The sequence below is a fragment of the Gynurincola endophyticus genome, from assembly GCF_003991195.1.
In the GTDB taxonomy this organism is placed as follows: domain Bacteria; phylum Bacteroidota; class Bacteroidia; order Chitinophagales; family Chitinophagaceae; genus Gynurincola; species Gynurincola endophyticus.
In genome coordinates, this window is record NZ_RCWL01000006.1 from 226964 (window position 1) to 245117 (window position 18154).

12 protein-coding genes are annotated in these 18154 nt (G+C 38.5%); 5 read left to right on the forward strand and 7 right to left on the reverse strand.

The features are described from left to right. Nucleotides 1–102: 102 nt before the first annotated feature. The 6 genes from D9O48_RS12820 to D9O48_RS12845 all read right to left on the reverse strand — a co-directional run bounded on the left by D9O48_RS12820 (nucleotide 103) and on the right by D9O48_RS12845 (nucleotide 10708). Nucleotides 103–522 carry a hypothetical protein gene (locus D9O48_RS12820; RefSeq protein WP_126973377.1) on the reverse strand — a complete coding sequence of 140 codons (420 nt, stop codon included), beginning with the start codon at nucleotides 520–522 and terminating at the stop codon, nucleotides 103–105. Between the two features lie 14 nt (nucleotides 523–536). Then, entirely contained in the window at nucleotides 537–1493 is a 957-nt protein-coding gene (locus tag D9O48_RS12825; protein WP_126973378.1) for a helix-turn-helix domain-containing protein, read from the reverse strand. Nucleotides 1494–3604: 2111 nt separating this feature from the next. Beyond that, complete coding sequence (locus tag D9O48_RS12830; protein ID WP_126973379.1) at nucleotides 3605–5449, reverse strand: AAA domain-containing protein; 1845 nt, start codon at nucleotides 5447–5449, stop codon at nucleotides 3605–3607. Nucleotides 5450–5521: 72 nt separating this feature from the next. After that, nucleotides 5522–6976, reverse strand: coding sequence for a cardiolipin synthase (cls, locus tag D9O48_RS12835; RefSeq protein WP_126973380.1), 1455 nt, complete (start codon nucleotides 6974–6976; stop codon nucleotides 5522–5524). Between the two features lie 163 nt (nucleotides 6977–7139). Next, on the reverse strand, nucleotides 7140–9512 hold the full coding sequence (locus tag D9O48_RS12840; RefSeq protein WP_126973381.1) for a TonB-dependent receptor: 2373 nt from the start codon (nucleotides 9510–9512) through the stop codon (nucleotides 7140–7142). Nucleotides 9513–9637: 125 nt separating this feature from the next. After that, nucleotides 9638–10708, reverse strand: coding sequence for an FUSC family protein (locus tag D9O48_RS12845; RefSeq protein WP_126973382.1), 1071 nt, complete (start codon nucleotides 10706–10708; stop codon nucleotides 9638–9640). 203 nt (nucleotides 10709–10911) lie between these two features. On the opposite strand from D9O48_RS12845, the gene D9O48_RS12850 reads away from it, so the two are divergent. Both D9O48_RS12850 and D9O48_RS12855 read left to right on the forward strand, forming a co-directional pair. Further along, nucleotides 10912–11436 (forward strand): hypothetical protein, encoded by a 525-nt coding sequence (locus D9O48_RS12850; RefSeq protein WP_126973383.1) that lies wholly within the window; start codon nucleotides 10912–10914, stop codon nucleotides 11434–11436. A gap of 1213 nt (nucleotides 11437–12649) precedes the next feature. Next, the gene (locus D9O48_RS12855) at nucleotides 12650–13246 is read left to right on the forward strand and encodes a sugar O-acetyltransferase (RefSeq protein ID WP_126973384.1); all 597 of its coding nucleotides are present in this window, start codon (nucleotides 12650–12652) and stop codon (nucleotides 13244–13246) included. A gap of 184 nt (nucleotides 13247–13430) precedes the next feature. Here D9O48_RS12855 and D9O48_RS12860 read toward each other — a convergent pair whose 3' ends face one another. Continuing rightward, nucleotides 13431–14615, reverse strand: coding sequence for a TlpA family protein disulfide reductase (locus tag D9O48_RS12860; RefSeq protein WP_126973385.1), 1185 nt, complete (start codon nucleotides 14613–14615; stop codon nucleotides 13431–13433). A 230-nt stretch (nucleotides 14616–14845) separates the two neighbouring features. Here D9O48_RS12860 and D9O48_RS12865 point away from each other — a divergent pair, with 230 nt between their 5' ends. The 3 genes from D9O48_RS12865 to D9O48_RS12875 all read left to right on the forward strand — a co-directional run bounded on the left by D9O48_RS12865 (nucleotide 14846) and on the right by D9O48_RS12875 (nucleotide 17827). Continuing rightward, nucleotides 14846–15874, forward strand: a complete 1029-nt coding sequence (locus D9O48_RS12865; protein WP_158624892.1) for a sensor histidine kinase — start codon at nucleotides 14846–14848, stop codon at nucleotides 15872–15874. Then, a complete protein-coding gene (locus D9O48_RS12870; protein WP_126973387.1) occupies nucleotides 15871–16545 on the forward strand; it encodes a LytR/AlgR family response regulator transcription factor in 675 nt (224 codons plus the stop codon). The genes D9O48_RS12865 and D9O48_RS12870 overlap by 4 nt, the downstream gene beginning before the upstream one ends. A 79-nt stretch (nucleotides 16546–16624) precedes the next feature. Beyond that, nucleotides 16625–17827 (forward strand): MFS transporter, encoded by a 1203-nt coding sequence (locus tag D9O48_RS12875; protein WP_126973388.1) that lies wholly within the window; start codon nucleotides 16625–16627, stop codon nucleotides 17825–17827. Nucleotides 17828–18154: the final 327 nt, after the last annotated feature.

Sequence of the window (18154 nt, forward strand, 5' to 3'; positions counted from 1 at the left end):
ATACGAAAAAAAGTATGCGTAAGATCTAATTTTATTAAATTTATAATATTTTTCTTTTTCTCTTCATTCTCTTCATGTTTCCATTGAAAACAAAAAAGGGAATTAAACAATTCCCTTTTTATTATTTCTGTAATAAGTTAAATAAAACAACACCATCCCTATTGCCACATATACTCCGAGAATGGTAAAGTACTCAGGTTTGCTGAAGGTGAACCGGAGGTGAAGATATCCTAAGAATCTGTCAGACTCCATCAGTACAAACTTGAGTACCTGCCAGGTGATGATGATCAGGAAACCGAGATAAAGCATGATCTTTCTTTTAACGTCGATAAAGATCAGGAATACCAGTACGATTTCTATAATGGCAGCGGTATAATAATAAGTATTGCTTCTGTAGAGGCGATTGGTAAACCAGCCGATATAAAACTTATAATTCTCCAGGTTGGTAAAAACATTCATCGCTTCGAACAGTAACGGCAAACTAATCCATAGAATCAAAATAGCTTCTATTACTTTTTTCATGTTGGTAGTTTTTATTAATATCTGGGCGCTTTTTTGCTGAGTACTTTAGGCGAAAACCCATAGAAGTGTTTAAACGCCCTTGTAAAATCCGTATGATATTTATAACCTACCGTTTCTGCCACCTGCAAGATCGTATATGTTCTGCTGGTAGATAATAGTTCTGCCGCTTTTTTCATGCGTTGTTCTGTTTGCAAAGCAGCAGGCGTTAAGCCGAAGATTTTTCTGAAATCTTTTTTCAGTCTCAGAATGTTAATATTGACTCTTTCTGAAAGTTCCTTTAAGGTATAAGTCTTATGCAATTGATTTAAGATCATGTCCTTTACGCGATACATCTTGTGAATCTCTTCTTCGGTTAAGCGGGGGATTCGTTTCACAGGGTGGCGCATGGAAAGTTCCAGTGCGTAACTGATGACGCTGTTCAGCCAGATGAGTTTTTCTTCATCCTGCTGCGTGTTAATCACCATTTCGATTTTGTGTAACATTGCGCGATCGGCTACCTGGTTCAGGCGCATCAGCTTGCACGAACGATCGAGCTCAATCATAGCGGTAAAAGCTTCTAACAAAGGAAAATTGTGTTGTTTTTCCTGTAACATACTCAGCGGAATTTCAATTAAGAAAACATCCTGCGTAGCGTTACGGATCACTACTTCAGCGCTCCAGATAGGAGAGTACAACACATTGAACCCTCTTTCATGAAAGGTGAGGTCGCCCAAACCTTTCACACGCGCGTCAATTTTTCCGTGTAAAGAACATACCAGTAAAATGGCGGGTTCTTTAATGATAACGACTAATTCGTCGTCACCACGCCCTTGAATCTGACAATGGTAATAACGAAGGTGCTCTAAGCGTTTGGCGAGCAAATCCACTTTACCGAATTCCCAGTTGGCGTTAAATTTTTTAATTCCTTCTTTCGGAGCGATCATTTCAGCCGTTAAGGTGAAATCTAATGCATTTTTCGAGATGATTTTCATACAAACTCATTTAAATAAGGTTAACTCTTTTTGAATGAGAGATTTGCTAACTGATTGAATGAGATATTTGCTAACTAACCTTTAAGAGAAGGATGTATGTGTTGAGAGGTGAACTAAAATTATTACTTTAGTTTGTATTTTACAATCTTTTGAGCAGAAAAAGTGGTAATAATTGAGCGGATGTTACTGATACGATCAGGTTTTTAAGCATAACATTGACCCTGATCAATATGCATATAAGTACTACTATATATACCACCTTAAATGCAAAATATTATTAATATATATTTGGAATTTTTAATAAGATGTTATTATATTTGCATAACCCAGTTGACTCCTAGATTCTTATCGACTCACTCCCCTTATTATTTTCCCTTTACCGTTGTAAGTTCTTTAAATTGATTATTCCTATGAAAGACAGAAGCTAAATTCGGTATTCTGTTTTAGCCATGAAAACCAACGCTTTTAGCTTCCAATACCTATGAATGCGACGTGCCCGTAAAAGGGTCAAACAGCCGGTGATGCAGAGTAGTATACCCTCGTCTTCTCGGATTAAAGGGTATACTACTAGCTTCACCATTTTTAATTAAAGTGCTTATTTTTTATATAAAGAGCAGCTGCTCATTGCATTAGATAATTTTTTCCCATTACTAATAGCATCTCCCTCTTCATCTATTGAAGGGGGATTTTTAGCTTTAATCATTTGAGAATGAAAAAAGTCAGAAACATGGTTCATTTACATCAGATAAATTCTATCAGGTTTTTGATCGATGTAAACAGGAAGAAAATGAAGGGATAGCAGAAAAATAAGAGACAGCTTCGCTGCGTCATTCACTTCATCAGCTTTACTTTTCTTCATGTTTCAATAAAAAATCAACCAAAAGCATTGTTTATTGACATCAGATAAATTCTATCAGGTTTTTGATCGATGTAAACAGGAAGAAAATGAAGGGATAGCAGAAAAATAAGAGACAGCTTCGCTGCTTCATTCACTTCATCATCTTTACTTTTCTTCATGTTTCAATAAAAAATCAACCAAAAGCGTTATTTACTTTATTCGTCGCGATTCAAGCATTATTTTCCACTTCAGATAATTTATACCTGATTGTTGATCGATGAAAACATGAAGACAATGAAGGGATGGAAGAAAATATGAATAGCTTCGCTTCTTCATTCCCTTCATCGCCTTTACTTTTCTTCATATTTCAATAAAAAATCAACCAAACGCGTTATTTACTTTATTCGTCGCGATTCAAGCATTATTTTCCACTTCAGATAATTTATACCTGATTGTTGATCGATGAAAACATGAAGACAATGAAGGGATGGAAGAAAATAAGAATAGCTTCGCTTCTTCATTCACTTCATCGCCTCTACTTTTCTTCATGTTTCAATAAAAAATCGACCAAAAGCGTTATTTACTTTATTCGTCGCGATTCAAGCATTATTTTCCACTTCAGATAATTTATACCTGATTGTTGATCGATGAAAACATGAAGACAATGAAGGGATGGAAGAAAATAAGAATAGCTTCGCTTCTTCATTCACTTCATCGCCTTTACTTTTCTTCATGTTTCAATGAAAATCAAACAAAAGCATTCTTTATTTTATTTGGCATGATTCAAGGACTATTTTCCCGCAGATAACGCGGATAAAATCCTTTCCAAAAAAAGTGCTATTCCCCGCAGATTTTCGCAGATTATTATTTAAACAGGAAGACAATGAAGGGATGGAAGAAAATAAGAATAGCTTCGCTTCTTCATTCACTTCATCGTCTTTACTTTTCTTCATGTTTCAATGAAAATCAAACAAAAGCATTCTTTATTTTATTTGGCATGATTCAAGGACTATTTTCCCGCAGATAACGCGGATAAAATCCTTTCCAAAAAAAGTGCTATTCCCCGCAGATTTTCGCAGATTATTATTTAAACAGGAAGAAAATGAACGGATGGAAGAAAATAAGAACAGCTTCGCTGCTTCATTCACTTCATCCCCTTTAACTTTTCTTCATGTTTCAATAAAAAATCAACCAAAAGCGTTATTTATTTTATTCGGCATGATTCAAGGATAATTCCCTGCCAGATTTCGCAGCTCCATTCTTCCTTCTCCATTTATTCCAACATCCAGTTCCACGCACTGGCATAACCGTTCATTGATTGAGTGTAATCCAGCAAGCGTTGATAAAAACTGATCCCTGTTAAGGTGCTGCTGTCGCCCACCATTATCAACAAATGTTTCGCACGGGTCATGGCCACGTTCATCCTTCTCAGCTCTTGTAAGAAACCGATCTGCTGATCAATGTTGCTACGGGTTAAACTGATATATACGATGTCTGATTCCTGTCCTTGTATGGCATCTACCGTACTTACTTTTACGGCTTTACCGGCTTCGGTAACCAGTTCCTGTAATATTTTTACCTGGGCACGATACGGAGCGATAATAGTGATCTGTTCATCGTGGTAACCTTTTTCGTGTTGTAACCATTGCAGGTGTTTTATAATAAAACGGGCTTCTTCGGGGTTGTAGGTGGAGCTGCCTGATTTGTCTTCTTCATAACCCGCTCCGGCAGTGTCTATCCATTGTACACTCGCGGGTAATTCAACAGGGTAGGAGGTACCATTCACGAGACGGCCTTCGTAAAACTCATTACTCGAAAATTGCATAATTTGTTCCTGCATCCGGTATTGTTCCTGCAGTAGTACGGAAAGAGATGGATATTGTTCCGTCAACCGTTCCATTAAACTCACAGACAATTCTTTTTCATTGGAGAATATCGTTGGAGGTAACTGGCAGTGGTCGCCGGCTAATACCAGTTTATTACCTTTCAATACCGGAATCAACGCCATCGCCGTAAGGGCTTGCGCTGCTTCGTCGATAATAACGGTACCGTATGTTTGTTTTTTGAGATAGTACTGGTCAATGCCGGCTAAGGTACCGGTGATGACCTGTGCCTGTTGAATCACTTTATCAGTGAGGTATTGTTCTGTTTGTTGTGCCAGTTGCATCACCTGCTTTGATTCTTTGAATAAAGCCTGCCGTTGTGCACGTTCTGCCGCACCGAAATTTCTTTTATATTGATGGGCCATGTCGCGCAATTGAGCTGCCTGTTTACGGTATTGTTTAATCTGCTTAAACTGCGGATCAGCCTGTATCATTTCTTCTACTGTGTATGCTAAGGTTGATTCGTTTACTTTAATGGTATTACCGACTCTTACCACTTTTACGCCGGCTGCCACCAGCTGTTGTGTAAGCCAGTCTACCGCTGCATTACTCGGTGCCACTGCCAGTATTTTTTCTGCAGGATGGTATTCTAATAAAGCCTGTATACCGGCAACAAGGGTAGTGGTTTTACCGGTTCCCGGAGGGCCGTGAACGATTGTTACTGATTCAGCCTGTACCATGCGGTCAACAGCAGATTGCTGGTAAGAGTTGAGGTGGGAGAATGTTTTTGCCTGTGCTGTTTCGTCAAAGGCAGGTGCCGTTTTACCGGATATTACTTTCAATACGGGATGTTTTTCCCAAAGAGCTTTGGCTTCTCTGATCGCATCGTATTGCTGGATATAGGATTGCGAATCGAACAATGGTTCGAGTACCAGCTTACCTAAACGTGTCCATTCCGGCAATTCATCTTCTTTACATTGCCATTTGAGCTCGTTTTGTGCCATCCACGAAATCTGCCCTTCGAGATATTCTTCCGGATTACTACGCGAATATAATTTAGCCGGCAAACCAGGCTTTAAGGTATGCGGTTCGTTTTGTGATTGTGTTCTTTCAAAATGTACGGTGAGATAGTCTAACCGGTTGAGCTCTGTTCCCTTGATCAATAAGGGATACCATACTAACCCTTCTGCTCTCTTATCATTTAAAGAGAGGTTTTCATATTGTGTGATGTATTGGGCACGGTGCGCCTGTTCCTCGGCACGCGTTAAATTCAGCAGATGGTCTAAATAATGCATCTTCAAAAATAAGAAAAGAACATAAATAGCTGTGAATTCACGCTCTATTATTAATTCATCATTCTTAATTTTTTAAAGCAGTGGTGAGAATAATCGTGCTACCCGTTCTACAAATTTTTGCCACCGCGGCCGTTTACGCCATGTTTTCAGGTTGAGTGGTTCTGCATCCAGCAGGTCTACCTGAAAATGAAGTTTCAGTTCACCGGCTATTTTCTGGTCGTAGATAATCGCATTGACTTCAAAGTTCATATCAAAACTGCGCATGTCAAGATTTGCTGTTCCTACATTGGCAACGATACCGTCTACCACCATTGTTTTAGCATGAATGAACCCTTTTTTATAGAGATAGATTTTTATGCCTGCTTTCATCAGCTCGGTGTAATAAGAACGGGAGCAGTAATTCACCAGTTTTGAATCACTGTCCATCGGCAGTAACAACTTCACATCCACACCGCTTAATGATTGTACGCGTAAGGCATCCAGTGTTCCTTCATTCGGAATCATATAAGGAGTGGTGATCAGAATTTCTTTGGTGGCCAGGTTCACCATTTGTAAAATGGAAAACATAATAGTGGGTACATCTGAGTCGGGGCCACTGGCGGCAATCTGAACAATTGCGCCTTCCCGATCGTTGGTATCAGGCAAACAGAAATACGAGCGCTTCAATTCTACATTTTGTTTTGCACAGAAATTAAAATCACACAAAAACAAATACTGCAGATAGTTAACACCTGTGCCTTCAATACGAATATGTGTATCCCTCCAATACAGTTTTTTAGTACCGGGGTGATTGATATACCGGTCGCTCAGGTTAATACCACCAACGTAAGCAATATAGCCGTCAATGATCACGATCTTCCGGTGATTGCGGTAATTCACCCGGTTGGCAAGGGCGATAAACCGCACTTCATTAAAAGGAAATGCTTCGATACCGGCACTTCTTAATTCCCGTACATATCTTTTCCGGATGGCTTTACTGCCCCAGTCATCGTATACTATACGGATTTTGACGCCTTCACCTGCTTTGCGGATCAATAACTCTTTTAGTGCAACGGTAATAGGGTCATCTTCCCAGATATAGTACTCGATATGGATGGTTTCCTTTGCATTTTCGAGGTCGTGAAAAAGATATTTAAATTTTTCTTCACCATTTCGCAGCAGGTTTACTTTGTTGCCGGTAGCTAAAGGACTCTTATCGTACAACAGTAACCGCGCCAGCTCTTTATTTTTTTTGATGATCGGATGTCCCGAAGCATATATTTTATTGGCTTCGGAAATCATTGTTCTTTGTAATTGGGAATAAGTATTATTGTCTTTAATGAGTTTTTTAGAATACATTTTGTTCCGGCGGATATTATTGCCGAAAAAGAAATAGAAAATCATACCGGCAAAGGGAACAAAAACGGTAAATAACAAATAGGCTAATGCTTTGGTATTACTTTGGGTATCCCAAATAATTTTGAGACAGGTGGCGAATACCGCCAATCCGTAAATGATAGAAAGAATAGTAATTAGATTTGCCTGCATAGGTATGCTGTATTCTTATTTTCCTGATGATAAATGAACCATGCAGAAAGTAAGCAATTAGTTGAATCTATATAAAAAAAACAGGTGTGTTCACACCTGTTTATACTATTAAGATACGAAAAAAAGTTGATTTATCAAAATCGGGTATTTATCCGGTGGTTGGCTAAAAGTTATAATGAACCGACAGCCTGAAGTTTCTGCGGGGTTCGGTTTGCCAGTAATACGAGTTCAGGAAATCATAATATCCCCCGGTATAGAGGTATTGATTGAATAGATTATAGCATTGCAGTTGAACACCGAACTGATGGTTCTCCCAGAAAATAGCGGCATCCATACGGTGATAATCTTCCATATTTCTGGAAGGGTCGTTGGTGAGGCTGTAGGTAGACCTGCCTTCGAGGTAACTAAAGCTGGCCTGTGCGCCTATTCCTTTCAGTGCCGGTACCGGTAACTGATAACGTACAGTGGCATTATAGGTATTTTTTGCAAATCCCGGAATTTGTTGCCCTTTTGCAAAAGCTGTTACACCCGGCGTTACTTTCGATACATAGTTTTCGGTATAAGCATAGTTGGCAATCAGGTGTAAACCGGTAGCAAGGGTACCTCTGATATCCAACTCAACTCCAAGGGCGGTTTTTTCACCGAGAGAGACGCTTCTGCCTGAGTTAGGCGGACTATTCGGATCTGCCGTGAGTTCATTTCTCCGTACAATTCGATATACTGCGAGTGTGCTGCTCCAGCTGCCTCCGGCCCAGTCTCTTTTAAAACCGAGTTCGGTATTGGTACCGGTGATGGGTTTTACTTTACTGTTGTCAGCCATTAATCCGGTTTGAGGAATCACGGATTGATCCAATACACCATAAACGCTGGTAGAAGGCGTGATGGAATAACTGATGCCGAAGCGGGGAGTAATTTTATCTACTTTTAAGGCAGCGCCGCCATACATTGCCTGTGAAAAGGAGGTGTATCTACCTGCAATAGTTATACGTAAATTGTTGTTCAGGAAACCGAGCTCATCCTGTATATAGATACCTGAATAATTAACGAAGTTGGTACCACCGCCGAGCGTTGCTCTTTGTTCTAACGGTTCAGACCTGTCCCAGTCAGGATAACCTGCTGTTGGTAAACTACCTGATTGGGTGAGTGGATTCCAGGTGCTGGTATCGAGGCGGTGGGTTTTTGTCCAGTCGGCATAATATTTTTTCTCACCTGCATCTATGCCGGCCAGTATCCGGTGGCGAACGTTTCCGGTATATGATTCACCATTAATAAATGCCTGCATCATTGTCAGGGTACTTTTGGTGTCCCAGATGCCTGCTGAGCGGATATAAGTACCGTCGCTGTTAATAGCTTCCGGCCATAAAGAACTTCCTTTACTATTGTAACTATTGTACATGGTTTGGGCCGTTAGTTTATAGTTTTCTGATAACTGGTGTTCAAATTGAAGATATACACGCTGATCAGCGATTTTTGTAGCGGGCAAACCTGCGGGTAACTGAGTGGTTTCTACCGGTAATGTTTTGTAACCGGTGGGAGAGAATATATAATAACTGCCAACATCACTCATGTTAGCGAGTTGAAGGTTATATTCAGCTGTTAATTGGGTGCGGTCGTTCAGTTTAAATTTCATTACAGGAGCAATGGTATACCTGTCGTTGAATTCATTCGGGCGATGGCTTCCTTTTTTTTGAGCGGCAGCATTCATGCGGTATAAAATTTTTCCGTTTTTACCCAATACTCCGTCGTAGTCTGCTGCTATCCGCATCAGATTAAACGACCCTGCAGTAAAATCGATTGCACCTCTTTCTGCTCCGGTAGGTTTTTTTGTAACAACATTATAGAAACCGGCCGGATCACCATAGCTCAGCATAAAACCTGCCGGCCCTTTTACAAATTCAATATGATCAACAATACTCATGTCTTCGGTTAAAGGCCCCCAGGGAGAAGTCACCATATTAAAACCGTTGGCAAAAGCGTGTAACTGTCCGCCGCGCATTTTTACATTCGTATAGAGGTCGCCCCAGTGTTCCTGACGCATGGCTCCACTGATGTTTTTTAACACGCCGTCGCTCATACTGATGATTTGTTGCGACTGAAGTGTTCTGTTAGAAACGATTTGTATATTCTGTGCAATTTCAAGCGGTTTGCCCTGGATGCGTAAAGTAGGATCGAGACTTACCACATTGTAGTTTGATTTTTTTGCACTCACCAGAACTGCTTCCAGTTCTTCTTTATTCCACTCTAGGCGTAATTCAACCATTGTGGTTTCTCCTTCAGCAATACGAATGGTTTGTTCAATTGGTTGATGATGAACAAAGCTGGCTACCAGTTGATAAGTACCTGCTTTAATATTCCGGAGAGTAAAATTTCCTTTGTTATCGGTAGTGGTATTGTGTTTACCCAGCACAATGGTGACGCCTTCGGCTGAAGCACCGTCTGAGGTTAAAACATGGCCTTTGAGTTGGTTATTTTGTGCGGCGGCAGATGCTGCTGCACTCATTAGTAAAATGATTAGTTGATAAATTTTTAAGGGCATCGAATTAGATTTAATGCCGCAAACTTACAGGAGACGTGGTTGGTTGATTTGCCACGAAAGGAATTGCATTTTCGAAAGTAGAAAAAAATGTAATTCGTAATTAGTTGGTTAATAATGTTGTGACATTATTTTTTGCTTAACCGCTTTTTGGTTTGTGTTACCTGCAGACGCGTGTGTGCGTACAGTTTTTGGGAGTGTATGAGTATACCTCCCAAGGCTCCGATCATGGCACCTACCAGAATATCAATGAAGCGATAAACGAACAGTTCGTCGGGTTGGAGGGTGGAAAAGGCGCCGGCTTCAGCCAGAAAGATGGTCATTGGGGTAATAAATATAACGGCCAGCCCATAGTTTCTTACAATAAACAGTTCTATCAGAAATTGTAACACCATAATACATACGCCGAGGAAAAGGGGATGGTGATTGATTTTTAACAGTAACCAGGCAATACCTAATCCGATAATGGTACCGATGATTCTTTGTATGGTTCGGTGCCAGACGATTCGTTGGTTAATACCCTGAATAATAGCTAAACAGGAAATAGGTACCCAGTAAGGGTTGGGTAGTTTGAGGGCGTGGCTGGCCAGAATCGATGCGCCCATGATAATACCTATAAGGATTGATTCTACTGTTGAAACGTCTTTTCTTTTCGGTGGTGTTTTTGCTTTGGGTTGATGCGGAAACTTCCGGGTAATATACAATGCGTATAAAAAACCGAGTAAACAGGCCCACAAAGCGCCTGCCGAAAGTATACTCATTTTCAACAAAATCGTTTGAGGATTATAAGGCATGAAACAGCCGATAGAAGCCACCATAATAAAGAAAAAATTACCGGGTGCGGGTAAGCGGTACCGGTTTTTCAAACCATGCACGAACATTGAAAAAACGGCGATGGCCAGGGCTGATATATAAGGATTATAACTAAAAATGAGTCCTGTTCCGAATGAAACAACAAATCCGGCTGCAACAAGTAACAACACTTTCATGCGTCGTTTTACCGAACCGCTATGAATGTACAGGCTTACCAGGCCTCCGATACTGGCCTGAATACCGTCTTGCATGAATCCCAACGCATAAGCAACAAAAAAAGGAACACTTACACTGAGTGCAGCTATTGCCGGAATATGCCAGAGGCGATCTGTTTTTTTGTATTCGAAGAAGGCCCTGAGTTCTTTGTCAATAACGGTGGAGCGCATATGTACTGTCAGAAATTGTTATTGTTTGAATAAAAATCAGTTATAAAAAAGATTTGACTATAACTATTTATGGACTAAAACTTTGTAGCAAAGGTATCGTACTTATTGAAAAAAAACTGATAAATAAGTAGTCAATTTTGATCCGCTTATGGTTAATATGTCATCACATAGTATATTTCTCAAGCCTTAATAATTGCTTACTAATGGAAAATTCAATGATGTATGATCAGTATTATCACAAAGTTAAGAGTAAATATGAGCAGGAATTATTGTACACTGCTGTCCATATCATTTATGACGCCTACCTGCTTTATCAAAATCCTTTAACCAACAGACAGTTACATTGTTTAATGTTTTTAGTAAATCTTAAACGATATGAGTTGAACCTTGGATTTTACAAAAATGATGAAATACCTGAATTTGAAAAGTGGACGTTAGGATATGACTCATGGAATAAAGGCCCGGTAGTGAGTTATATTCAGCGCATCATTCATAAGTTTGAGCCGGCTGAAACAATTACTCAGGCTGATTTTAAGTTGTTGTATCTCAGAATGAGGCAGGATCTGAAAATACCCGGTGTAAGAAACATTATTACTGATACCGTAGATTTTTATGGAGGCCGGAAATGTATTGAACTGGCCAGCCTGATTGCTGAGTTTCTACGAAAAGAAAATAGCTCTAAAGCAATGAAATCGTACCGGAAAACAAAAATTAAATTTGAAGTATAAATTTAACTATTCAGGAATCAAGGGAAATAAAGCCGGCTTTTTAAATGGAAAGTGGGAAATAATGCTTGAATCATGCCGAATAAAATAAACAATGCTTTTGGTTGATTTTCATTGAAACATGAAGAAAAGTAAAGTTGATGAAGTGAATGAAGCAGCGAAGCTGTTCTTGTATTCTTCCATTACTTCATTTTCTTCGTGTTTACATCGATCAAAAACTTAGTATAATTTATCTGAAGTGGAAAATAATGCTTGAATTACGACGAATGAAGTAAAGAGCGCTTTTGTTTGATTTTCATTGAAACATGAAGAAAAGTAAAGGTGATGAAGTGAATGAAGCAGCGAAGCTGTTCTTAGTATCCTTCTATTACTTCATTTTCTTCGTGTTTACATCGATCAAAAACTTAGTATAATTTATCTGAAGTGGAAAATAATGCTTGAATTACGACGAATGAAGTAAAGAGCGCTTTTGTTTGATTTTCATTGAAAAATGAAGAAAAGGGAAAGGTGATGAAGTGAATGAAGCAGCGAAGCTGTTCTTATTTTCTTCCATTACTTCATTTTCTTCATGTTTTCATCGATCAAAAATCAGGTATAAATTATCTGAAGTGGAAAATAATGCTTGAATCATGCCGAATGAAATGAACAACGCTTTTGTTTGATTTTCATTGAAAAATGAAGAAAAGGGAAAGGTGATGAAGTGAATGAAGCAGCGAAGCTGTTCTTGTATTCTTCCATTACTTCATTTTCTTCATGTTTAAATAATAATCTGCGAAAATCTGCGTGGAATAGCACTTTTTTTGGAAAAGATTTTATCCGCGTTATCTGCGGGAAAATGATCTATAAATGATCTTAAAGGGTAATTTCTCTTTTTGGGGTATGATTTAGCGCCCTTTTTAATACATCATTCTAAATGGTTAAAATGAACTTCTCATTTTCTTAATGATTCGTTGATAATCTGGAAATACTATACCTGTAAATTTGTGTTGTCAAGTTAGGAGAATCGGGTGCTACTCCAAAACCATGAATTGAAATCTCTATAAGCTTACGGTTAGATAGCCGGCTTTTGAGGATTCGTTCCTTTTGAAAGTTTAAAGTAAGACAGTTGTTTTGTGTTAATGTAAAAAGCGAAGGTTAACCTTCGCTTTTTTATATTACATAGCTGTTCAGCATGTTGTATCTTTATGTTTTATTTTCTACCCCAAATATTGTAAAAATGAGTAGTGAAAAAGAAAAAATGTTAAACGGACAGCCATATCTGGCTTTTGAAAAAACTTTATTAGACGAACGCCAGTATGCAAAGAAACTCATTTATGAACTGAATCAATTACATCCGCTCAACCTGGATGCCCGGAATAATCTTTTACAAACATTGCTGGGAAAACTCGGAAAGAATGCTTTTGTGGAATTGCCTTTCAGGTGCGATTACGGTTATAATATTGAAATAGGTGATCATTTCTACTCTAATTATAATTGCACTATACTGGATTGCGCAAAAGTGGTGATTGGTGATAACGTTTTGCTGGCCCCGAATGTTTCTATTTTTACAGCAGGTCATCCGATCGATGCAGAAAAAAGAAATGAAGGGTGGGAATATGCTTTTCCGGTAACAATTGGTAACAATGTCTGGATCGGCGGTAACGTAGTCATCAATCCCGGAGTTACCATCGGAAATAATGTAGTCATCGGATCAGGAAGTGTAGTTACAAAAGATATTCCTTCTGATTGTATTGCGGTTGGTAACCCCTGTAAAGTACTCAGAACAATTACCGAAGATGATAAATTGTATTATTATAAAAAACTGAAGTTTTAATTTAGGAGAACGATACAGAAATATAGGAATTAAGAAAACATTTCACTGAATTTCTTAATTCCTACAATGTTTGGCAGGTGAAATTTTTACGCTGATTTTCACTGATTCAATCATTTGAATTGAAACGATGCTTTCAGTATAATCTGCGGGATAACTTAATTTATTAATGTTTCTGTAACTATGATTATTTTTTATTATAATTATCTATAAACGTACTCACTTTTTCACCGTTAAAACCACTCTCAGTATAAATCACTTCATTCTTTTCATTCAGGATAATTGTTTTGGGATAGGCGTATACTCCCAATAATTCTGCCAGCAGCGTTCCGTCATATAACATCGCATAAGCAGCTTTTTCTCTCTTATGAAAAAAGCCAACATCTTCTTTCGTGTCATAAGCGTTTATACTAACAAGCTGAACATTACTGCCATTGTATTTTTCCTGTAACTTTTTCAGGTCTTTGAAAGCGTCCATGCAATAGCCGCAGTTCTTAATCCAGAATTCAATTACTGTTAATTTACCTTTTAAGGCATCGCTATGAAGACTGTCAGGTGCGGTACCGGTCGTATATAAAGGTAATTTCCATTCAGGTATTGTTTGCCCTACCTTCACCAGTTCAACCTGTTCTTTCTTTACTGCCTGTGTATATTCAGGATAACCGGAGTAAAACCAGTCAGTGGGAAGAGGTGGCGCAGGTTTGGTGTTGATATTCTCCATTGTTACCTGATAATAATAATCTTTTGTTGAACTATTCGATTGAATTACCCGGTATGGGAGATAGGTTTTTGCATCAGCGATTATAGTAAAATATTGAACGACCTCGCTGTTATTAAAAACATAGAAAGGTTTCGGGAAATCTAAAGTTTTACCCAACAAAGAGAAGCCGAGTTTCTTATACTTTTTATGATCGATCACCGTATCGCTTACGGTTTTGATGATACTTTCATCTTTTATTATTTCAGGCAACGCAACTTTTAAACTAATGATGGAGTTGTTCAGACCTGATGAAGAGGAAAGGTGTTTGGTGGTGGCACGTGTATTTTCGAGCTCATAGGTTTTCTGTACATGGTTGAGATTGAATAATTCCGAGTTGTTGAAGATACGGCTGGTGTTTTTTGAGTTAAGCATTATCTTTTGTAAATCGGCAGACTTCTTTGGGTCAAACTCTGCATAAGTCTGAAAATTTCCTGTATAAAAATAATTATTTGCAGGGTTGTGAACATAAGTTTCAATGTCATAGCTCACTTTCGTGATCTGTGACAATGCATTGTCGAATTTTTTAAAAGCAGCCAATGCTTCTTTATTAATTTGAGATTGTGCGGGAAAATACAAGATGATGAAAATCGAATAAAAGATTAGGTTCTTCATAACCGTTTTTTTGAGTGAAAATACGTAAAGGTGTCATCATCATTTTATCTATTCGATCGGGGGTTTGGTTTATTCGATCAGATCAGAAAGGAACCTTTTTGGTCGAAAAAAGAACCCTTCTTGTCGAAAGATAATAGTTGAAAATTAAACTTTATGTTAAAATAATGTAGCATTGTAATATGTTGAATTTTAAACATATTTCAATAAAAAAATATATCGTCATTGAATGCATGATTTTGTTTTTTTTATGTTATGTCAGGCCTATTATCAGTGACCTGGAGTATAGTGCCTATGAGCAAAAAGATATCCGGCGTTTTTCTGAAGATATCGAAGCCCGTATGGTATGGGGTACTTTTTCGTTTGTGTTTTTGAGTGTTTATTACTTTGCTTTTTTAAAAAAGCTGGTAATGGCAAACAGGCACTGGCTCGTTGTTATTACGTTACCCCTTTTTGTTTTTCTATATCATCTTTTTGATTTTTATATACAAGACCGTGCTATTGTTTCAATGAATTTTTTATCGGAAAAGTTTAGAAGTAAAACAAATGCACGCTTACAAAGGAATAATCTTTATTTTACTTTTAATTACTTACTGAGCTACAGTTATATTCCTTTGGTGGGAATGGCGTATATAGCCAGGTTTTTTAAACAACAACAGCTGATCAGCAAATTGAAGGAGCAGCAATTGATGTCTGAATTAAAATACCTGAAAGATAAATTACATCCGCATTTCTTTTTCAATACACTGAACAACATATATGTGCTGGCGATTCAGGGTTCGGAACGAACCGCTCCGATGGTGGCGAGTTTGTCTGATTTAATGCGTTATATGTTGTATGAGTCTGATCAGCCTGCCGTATCTTTAAAACGGGAGGTGGCTATTTTGCACGAGTATATCGGTCTTGAAAAAATACGTTACGGGGAACGGTTTAATATTAGTTTTGAGGTGCAGGGCGTTAAAGAGAATGATGTTATTCCGCCTTTATTGTTGTTGCCTTTTATTGAAAATGCTTTTAAGCATGGGTTACAGGATGCCGTTGATCAGGGGTATGTTGACATAATCGTTTGTCGTACGGATAATGAGTTGTTAATGAAGGTAAAAAACAGTACGGTTAAATTACCGGTTACCGAACCGGGTGGAATAGGATTATCTACTGTTCAACAGCGATTAAATTTATTGTATGGCAATGATTATTCGCTGGATATGGTGGCGATGGAAAATACTTACGAAGTAATTTTATCTCTTAAAATGGATGCATGAAGTGTATAATTGTTGATGATGAACCGTTAGCTATCCAGTTACTGGAAGAATATGTACAGCGCTATGGCCGGTTGGAGCTGGTGGCTACCTGCGCAAATGCCCTGGAAGCTTTTACTGCTTTGCAACAGTTCGAAGTGGAATTAATGTTTCTGGATATCCGGATGCCGGGTGTAAACGGTATTGAATTACTGAGTGCATTGAAGTGTCCGCCATTAACTGTTTTTACCACTGCTTATGATCAGTATGCGGTGACGGGTTTTGAACTGAATGCGGCTGATTATTTACTAAAGCCGGTAACCTATGAACGGTTTGAGAAAAGTATGGACAGACTTTTTAAAAAAGAAAGGAACTTGTCTCCCCCCGCTACTGCACATACTTATTTTAAAGTTTCGCGTGATTTAGTGAAAGTGGAACATCGTGAATTGATTTTTGCGCAATCCCTGAAAGATTACATTTTATTAAAAACCACTTCGGCTAAGCTCATTACTTACATGACCATGAAATCGTTGGCAGATTTATTACCGGAGCAGTCATTTATCAGGGTACATCGATCTTATCTTGTTAATAAAGCGTTTATTAGCAAAATAGAAAAAGGAAAACTCTGGGCAGGTACTGTTGAAATTCCGGTAGGAGAAACTTATAAAGCACAATTATTGCATCATTTCAGGTAGTATCCTGACCGTTAAAGCCGGGAAAACAGTTTTATTAGAATCAAAAGAAAGGCTAGCTTTGCATCTTTATTTGAAGATCATGGAAACAAGCCTTACGAACTCTAAGCCCGTACAAACAACTGTATATGCCATTCTTTTGTCGATCAGTTTCTCTCATATGCTGAACGACCTGATTCAATCTGTAGTACCTTCTATCTATCCGATGTTAAAGGATGAATTCAGGTTAAGTTTTTCTCAGATTGGACTAATCACCTTTGTGTTTCAGATTACGGCTTCTTTGTTACAGCCGTTTGTAGGCCGTTATACAGATAAACACCCGTATCCTTATTCATTGGCGATCGGCATGTCATTTACATTCTTAGGATTAATTTTATTAGCTTTCGCACATAGCTTCCCGATGATTCTGATTGCGGTAAGCTGTATCGGAATGGGGTCGTCGGTATTTCACCCTGAAGCATCGCGCGTGGCGCAGATTGCATCCGGTGGTAAAAAAGGACTCGCACAATCTATTTTTCAGGTGGGAGGAAATGCCGGTAGCGCTATCGGGCCGTTATTAGCAGCATGGATTATTATTCCGCATGGTCAAAGTAATGTAGCCTGGTTTGCCATTTTCGCTCTACTGGCCATATTCGTATTAATGAGAATCGGTAACTGGTATAAAGTAAATCTGCAATTGCGCAAAACAAAAGTTTCACAGGTGACTGCTGTATTTGCACCGGGGTTAACAAAAGGAAAAGTATACTTCTCTTTATTTATTTTACTGGTATTGATTTTCTCTAAATATTTCTACATGGCTTCTATGAGTAGTTACTTTACTTTCTACCTGATAGAAAAGTTCAATGTAAGTATACAGGAGTCACAGATATATCTTTTTGTATTCTTGTTTGCAGTAGCTGCAGGTACGATTATCGGCGGACCGTTAGGAGATAAGTATGGCCGTAAAAAGATTATCTGGGTATCTATCCTGGGAGCTGCACCGTTTACACTTTTATTACCTCATGTAGGGCTGGTATTAACCATCGTGCTGGCTGCTATTATCGGTGTAATTATTGCTTCTGCCTTCTCCGCAATTTTAGTGTATGCTACCGACCTTGTTCCTGGTAAAGTGGGTATGATTGCCGGTTTGTTTTTCGGATTTGCATTCGGAATGGGAGGATTGGGATCTGCAGTATTAGGTTCGCTGGCTGATAAAACCAGTATTGAATATGTTTTTCACATCTGTGCGTTTTTACCATTATTAGGAATTGTTACAGCGTTTTTACCAGACGTGCGAAATAAGTAAACGGTGAAATCAATTGAAAATGGAGAATTGAGGTAGCTTCTGTTATAACTGAGCTGCGGGAAAATAATTCTTGGATCATGACCAATCAAGTAATGAGCGCTTTTGTTTGATTTGCATTGAAACATGAAGAACAGGGAAAGGTGATGAGGTGAATGAAGCAGCGAAGGTGTTCTTATTTTTCTTCCATCCCTTCATTTTCTTCGTGTTTACATCGATCAAAAACCTGGTAGAATTTATCTGATGTAAATGAACAATGCTTTTGTTTGATTTTCATTGAAACATGAAGAAAAGGGAAAGGTGATGAAGTGAATGAAGCAGCGAAGCTGT

Excerpts from the sequence above, each read along its gene's own strand:
- D9O48_RS12845 (WP_126973382.1), bottom strand. The coding sequence starts at position 10,708 with ATGCGCTCCACCGTTATTGACAAAGAACTCAGGGCCTTCTTCGAATAC.
- D9O48_RS12865 (WP_158624892.1), top strand. The coding sequence starts at position 14,846 with ATGATTTTGTTTTTTTTATGTTATGTCAGGCCTATTATCAGTGACCTG.
- D9O48_RS12875 (WP_126973388.1), top strand. The coding sequence starts at position 16,625 with ATGGAAACAAGCCTTACGAACTCTAAGCCCGTACAAACAACTGTATAT.
- D9O48_RS12830 (WP_126973379.1), bottom strand. The coding sequence starts at position 5,449 with ATGCATTATTTAGACCATCTGCTGAATTTAACGCGTGCCGAGGAACAG.
- D9O48_RS12850 (WP_126973383.1), top strand. The coding sequence starts at position 10,912 with ATGGAAAATTCAATGATGTATGATCAGTATTATCACAAAGTTAAGAGT.
- D9O48_RS12870 (WP_126973387.1), top strand. The coding sequence starts at position 15,871 with ATGAAGTGTATAATTGTTGATGATGAACCGTTAGCTATCCAGTTACTG.
- D9O48_RS12860 (WP_126973385.1), bottom strand. The coding sequence starts at position 14,615 with ATGAAGAACCTAATCTTTTATTCGATTTTCATCATCTTGTATTTTCCC.
- D9O48_RS12840 (WP_126973381.1), bottom strand. The coding sequence starts at position 9,512 with ATGCCCTTAAAAATTTATCAACTAATCATTTTACTAATGAGTGCAGCA.
- D9O48_RS12820 (WP_126973377.1), bottom strand. The coding sequence starts at position 522 with ATGAAAAAAGTAATAGAAGCTATTTTGATTCTATGGATTAGTTTGCCG.
- cls (WP_126973380.1), bottom strand. The coding sequence starts at position 6,976 with ATGCAGGCAAATCTAATTACTATTCTTTCTATCATTTACGGATTGGCG.
- D9O48_RS12825 (WP_126973378.1), bottom strand. The coding sequence starts at position 1,493 with ATGAAAATCATCTCGAAAAATGCATTAGATTTCACCTTAACGGCTGAA.
- D9O48_RS12855 (WP_126973384.1), top strand. The coding sequence starts at position 12,650 with ATGAGTAGTGAAAAAGAAAAAATGTTAAACGGACAGCCATATCTGGCT.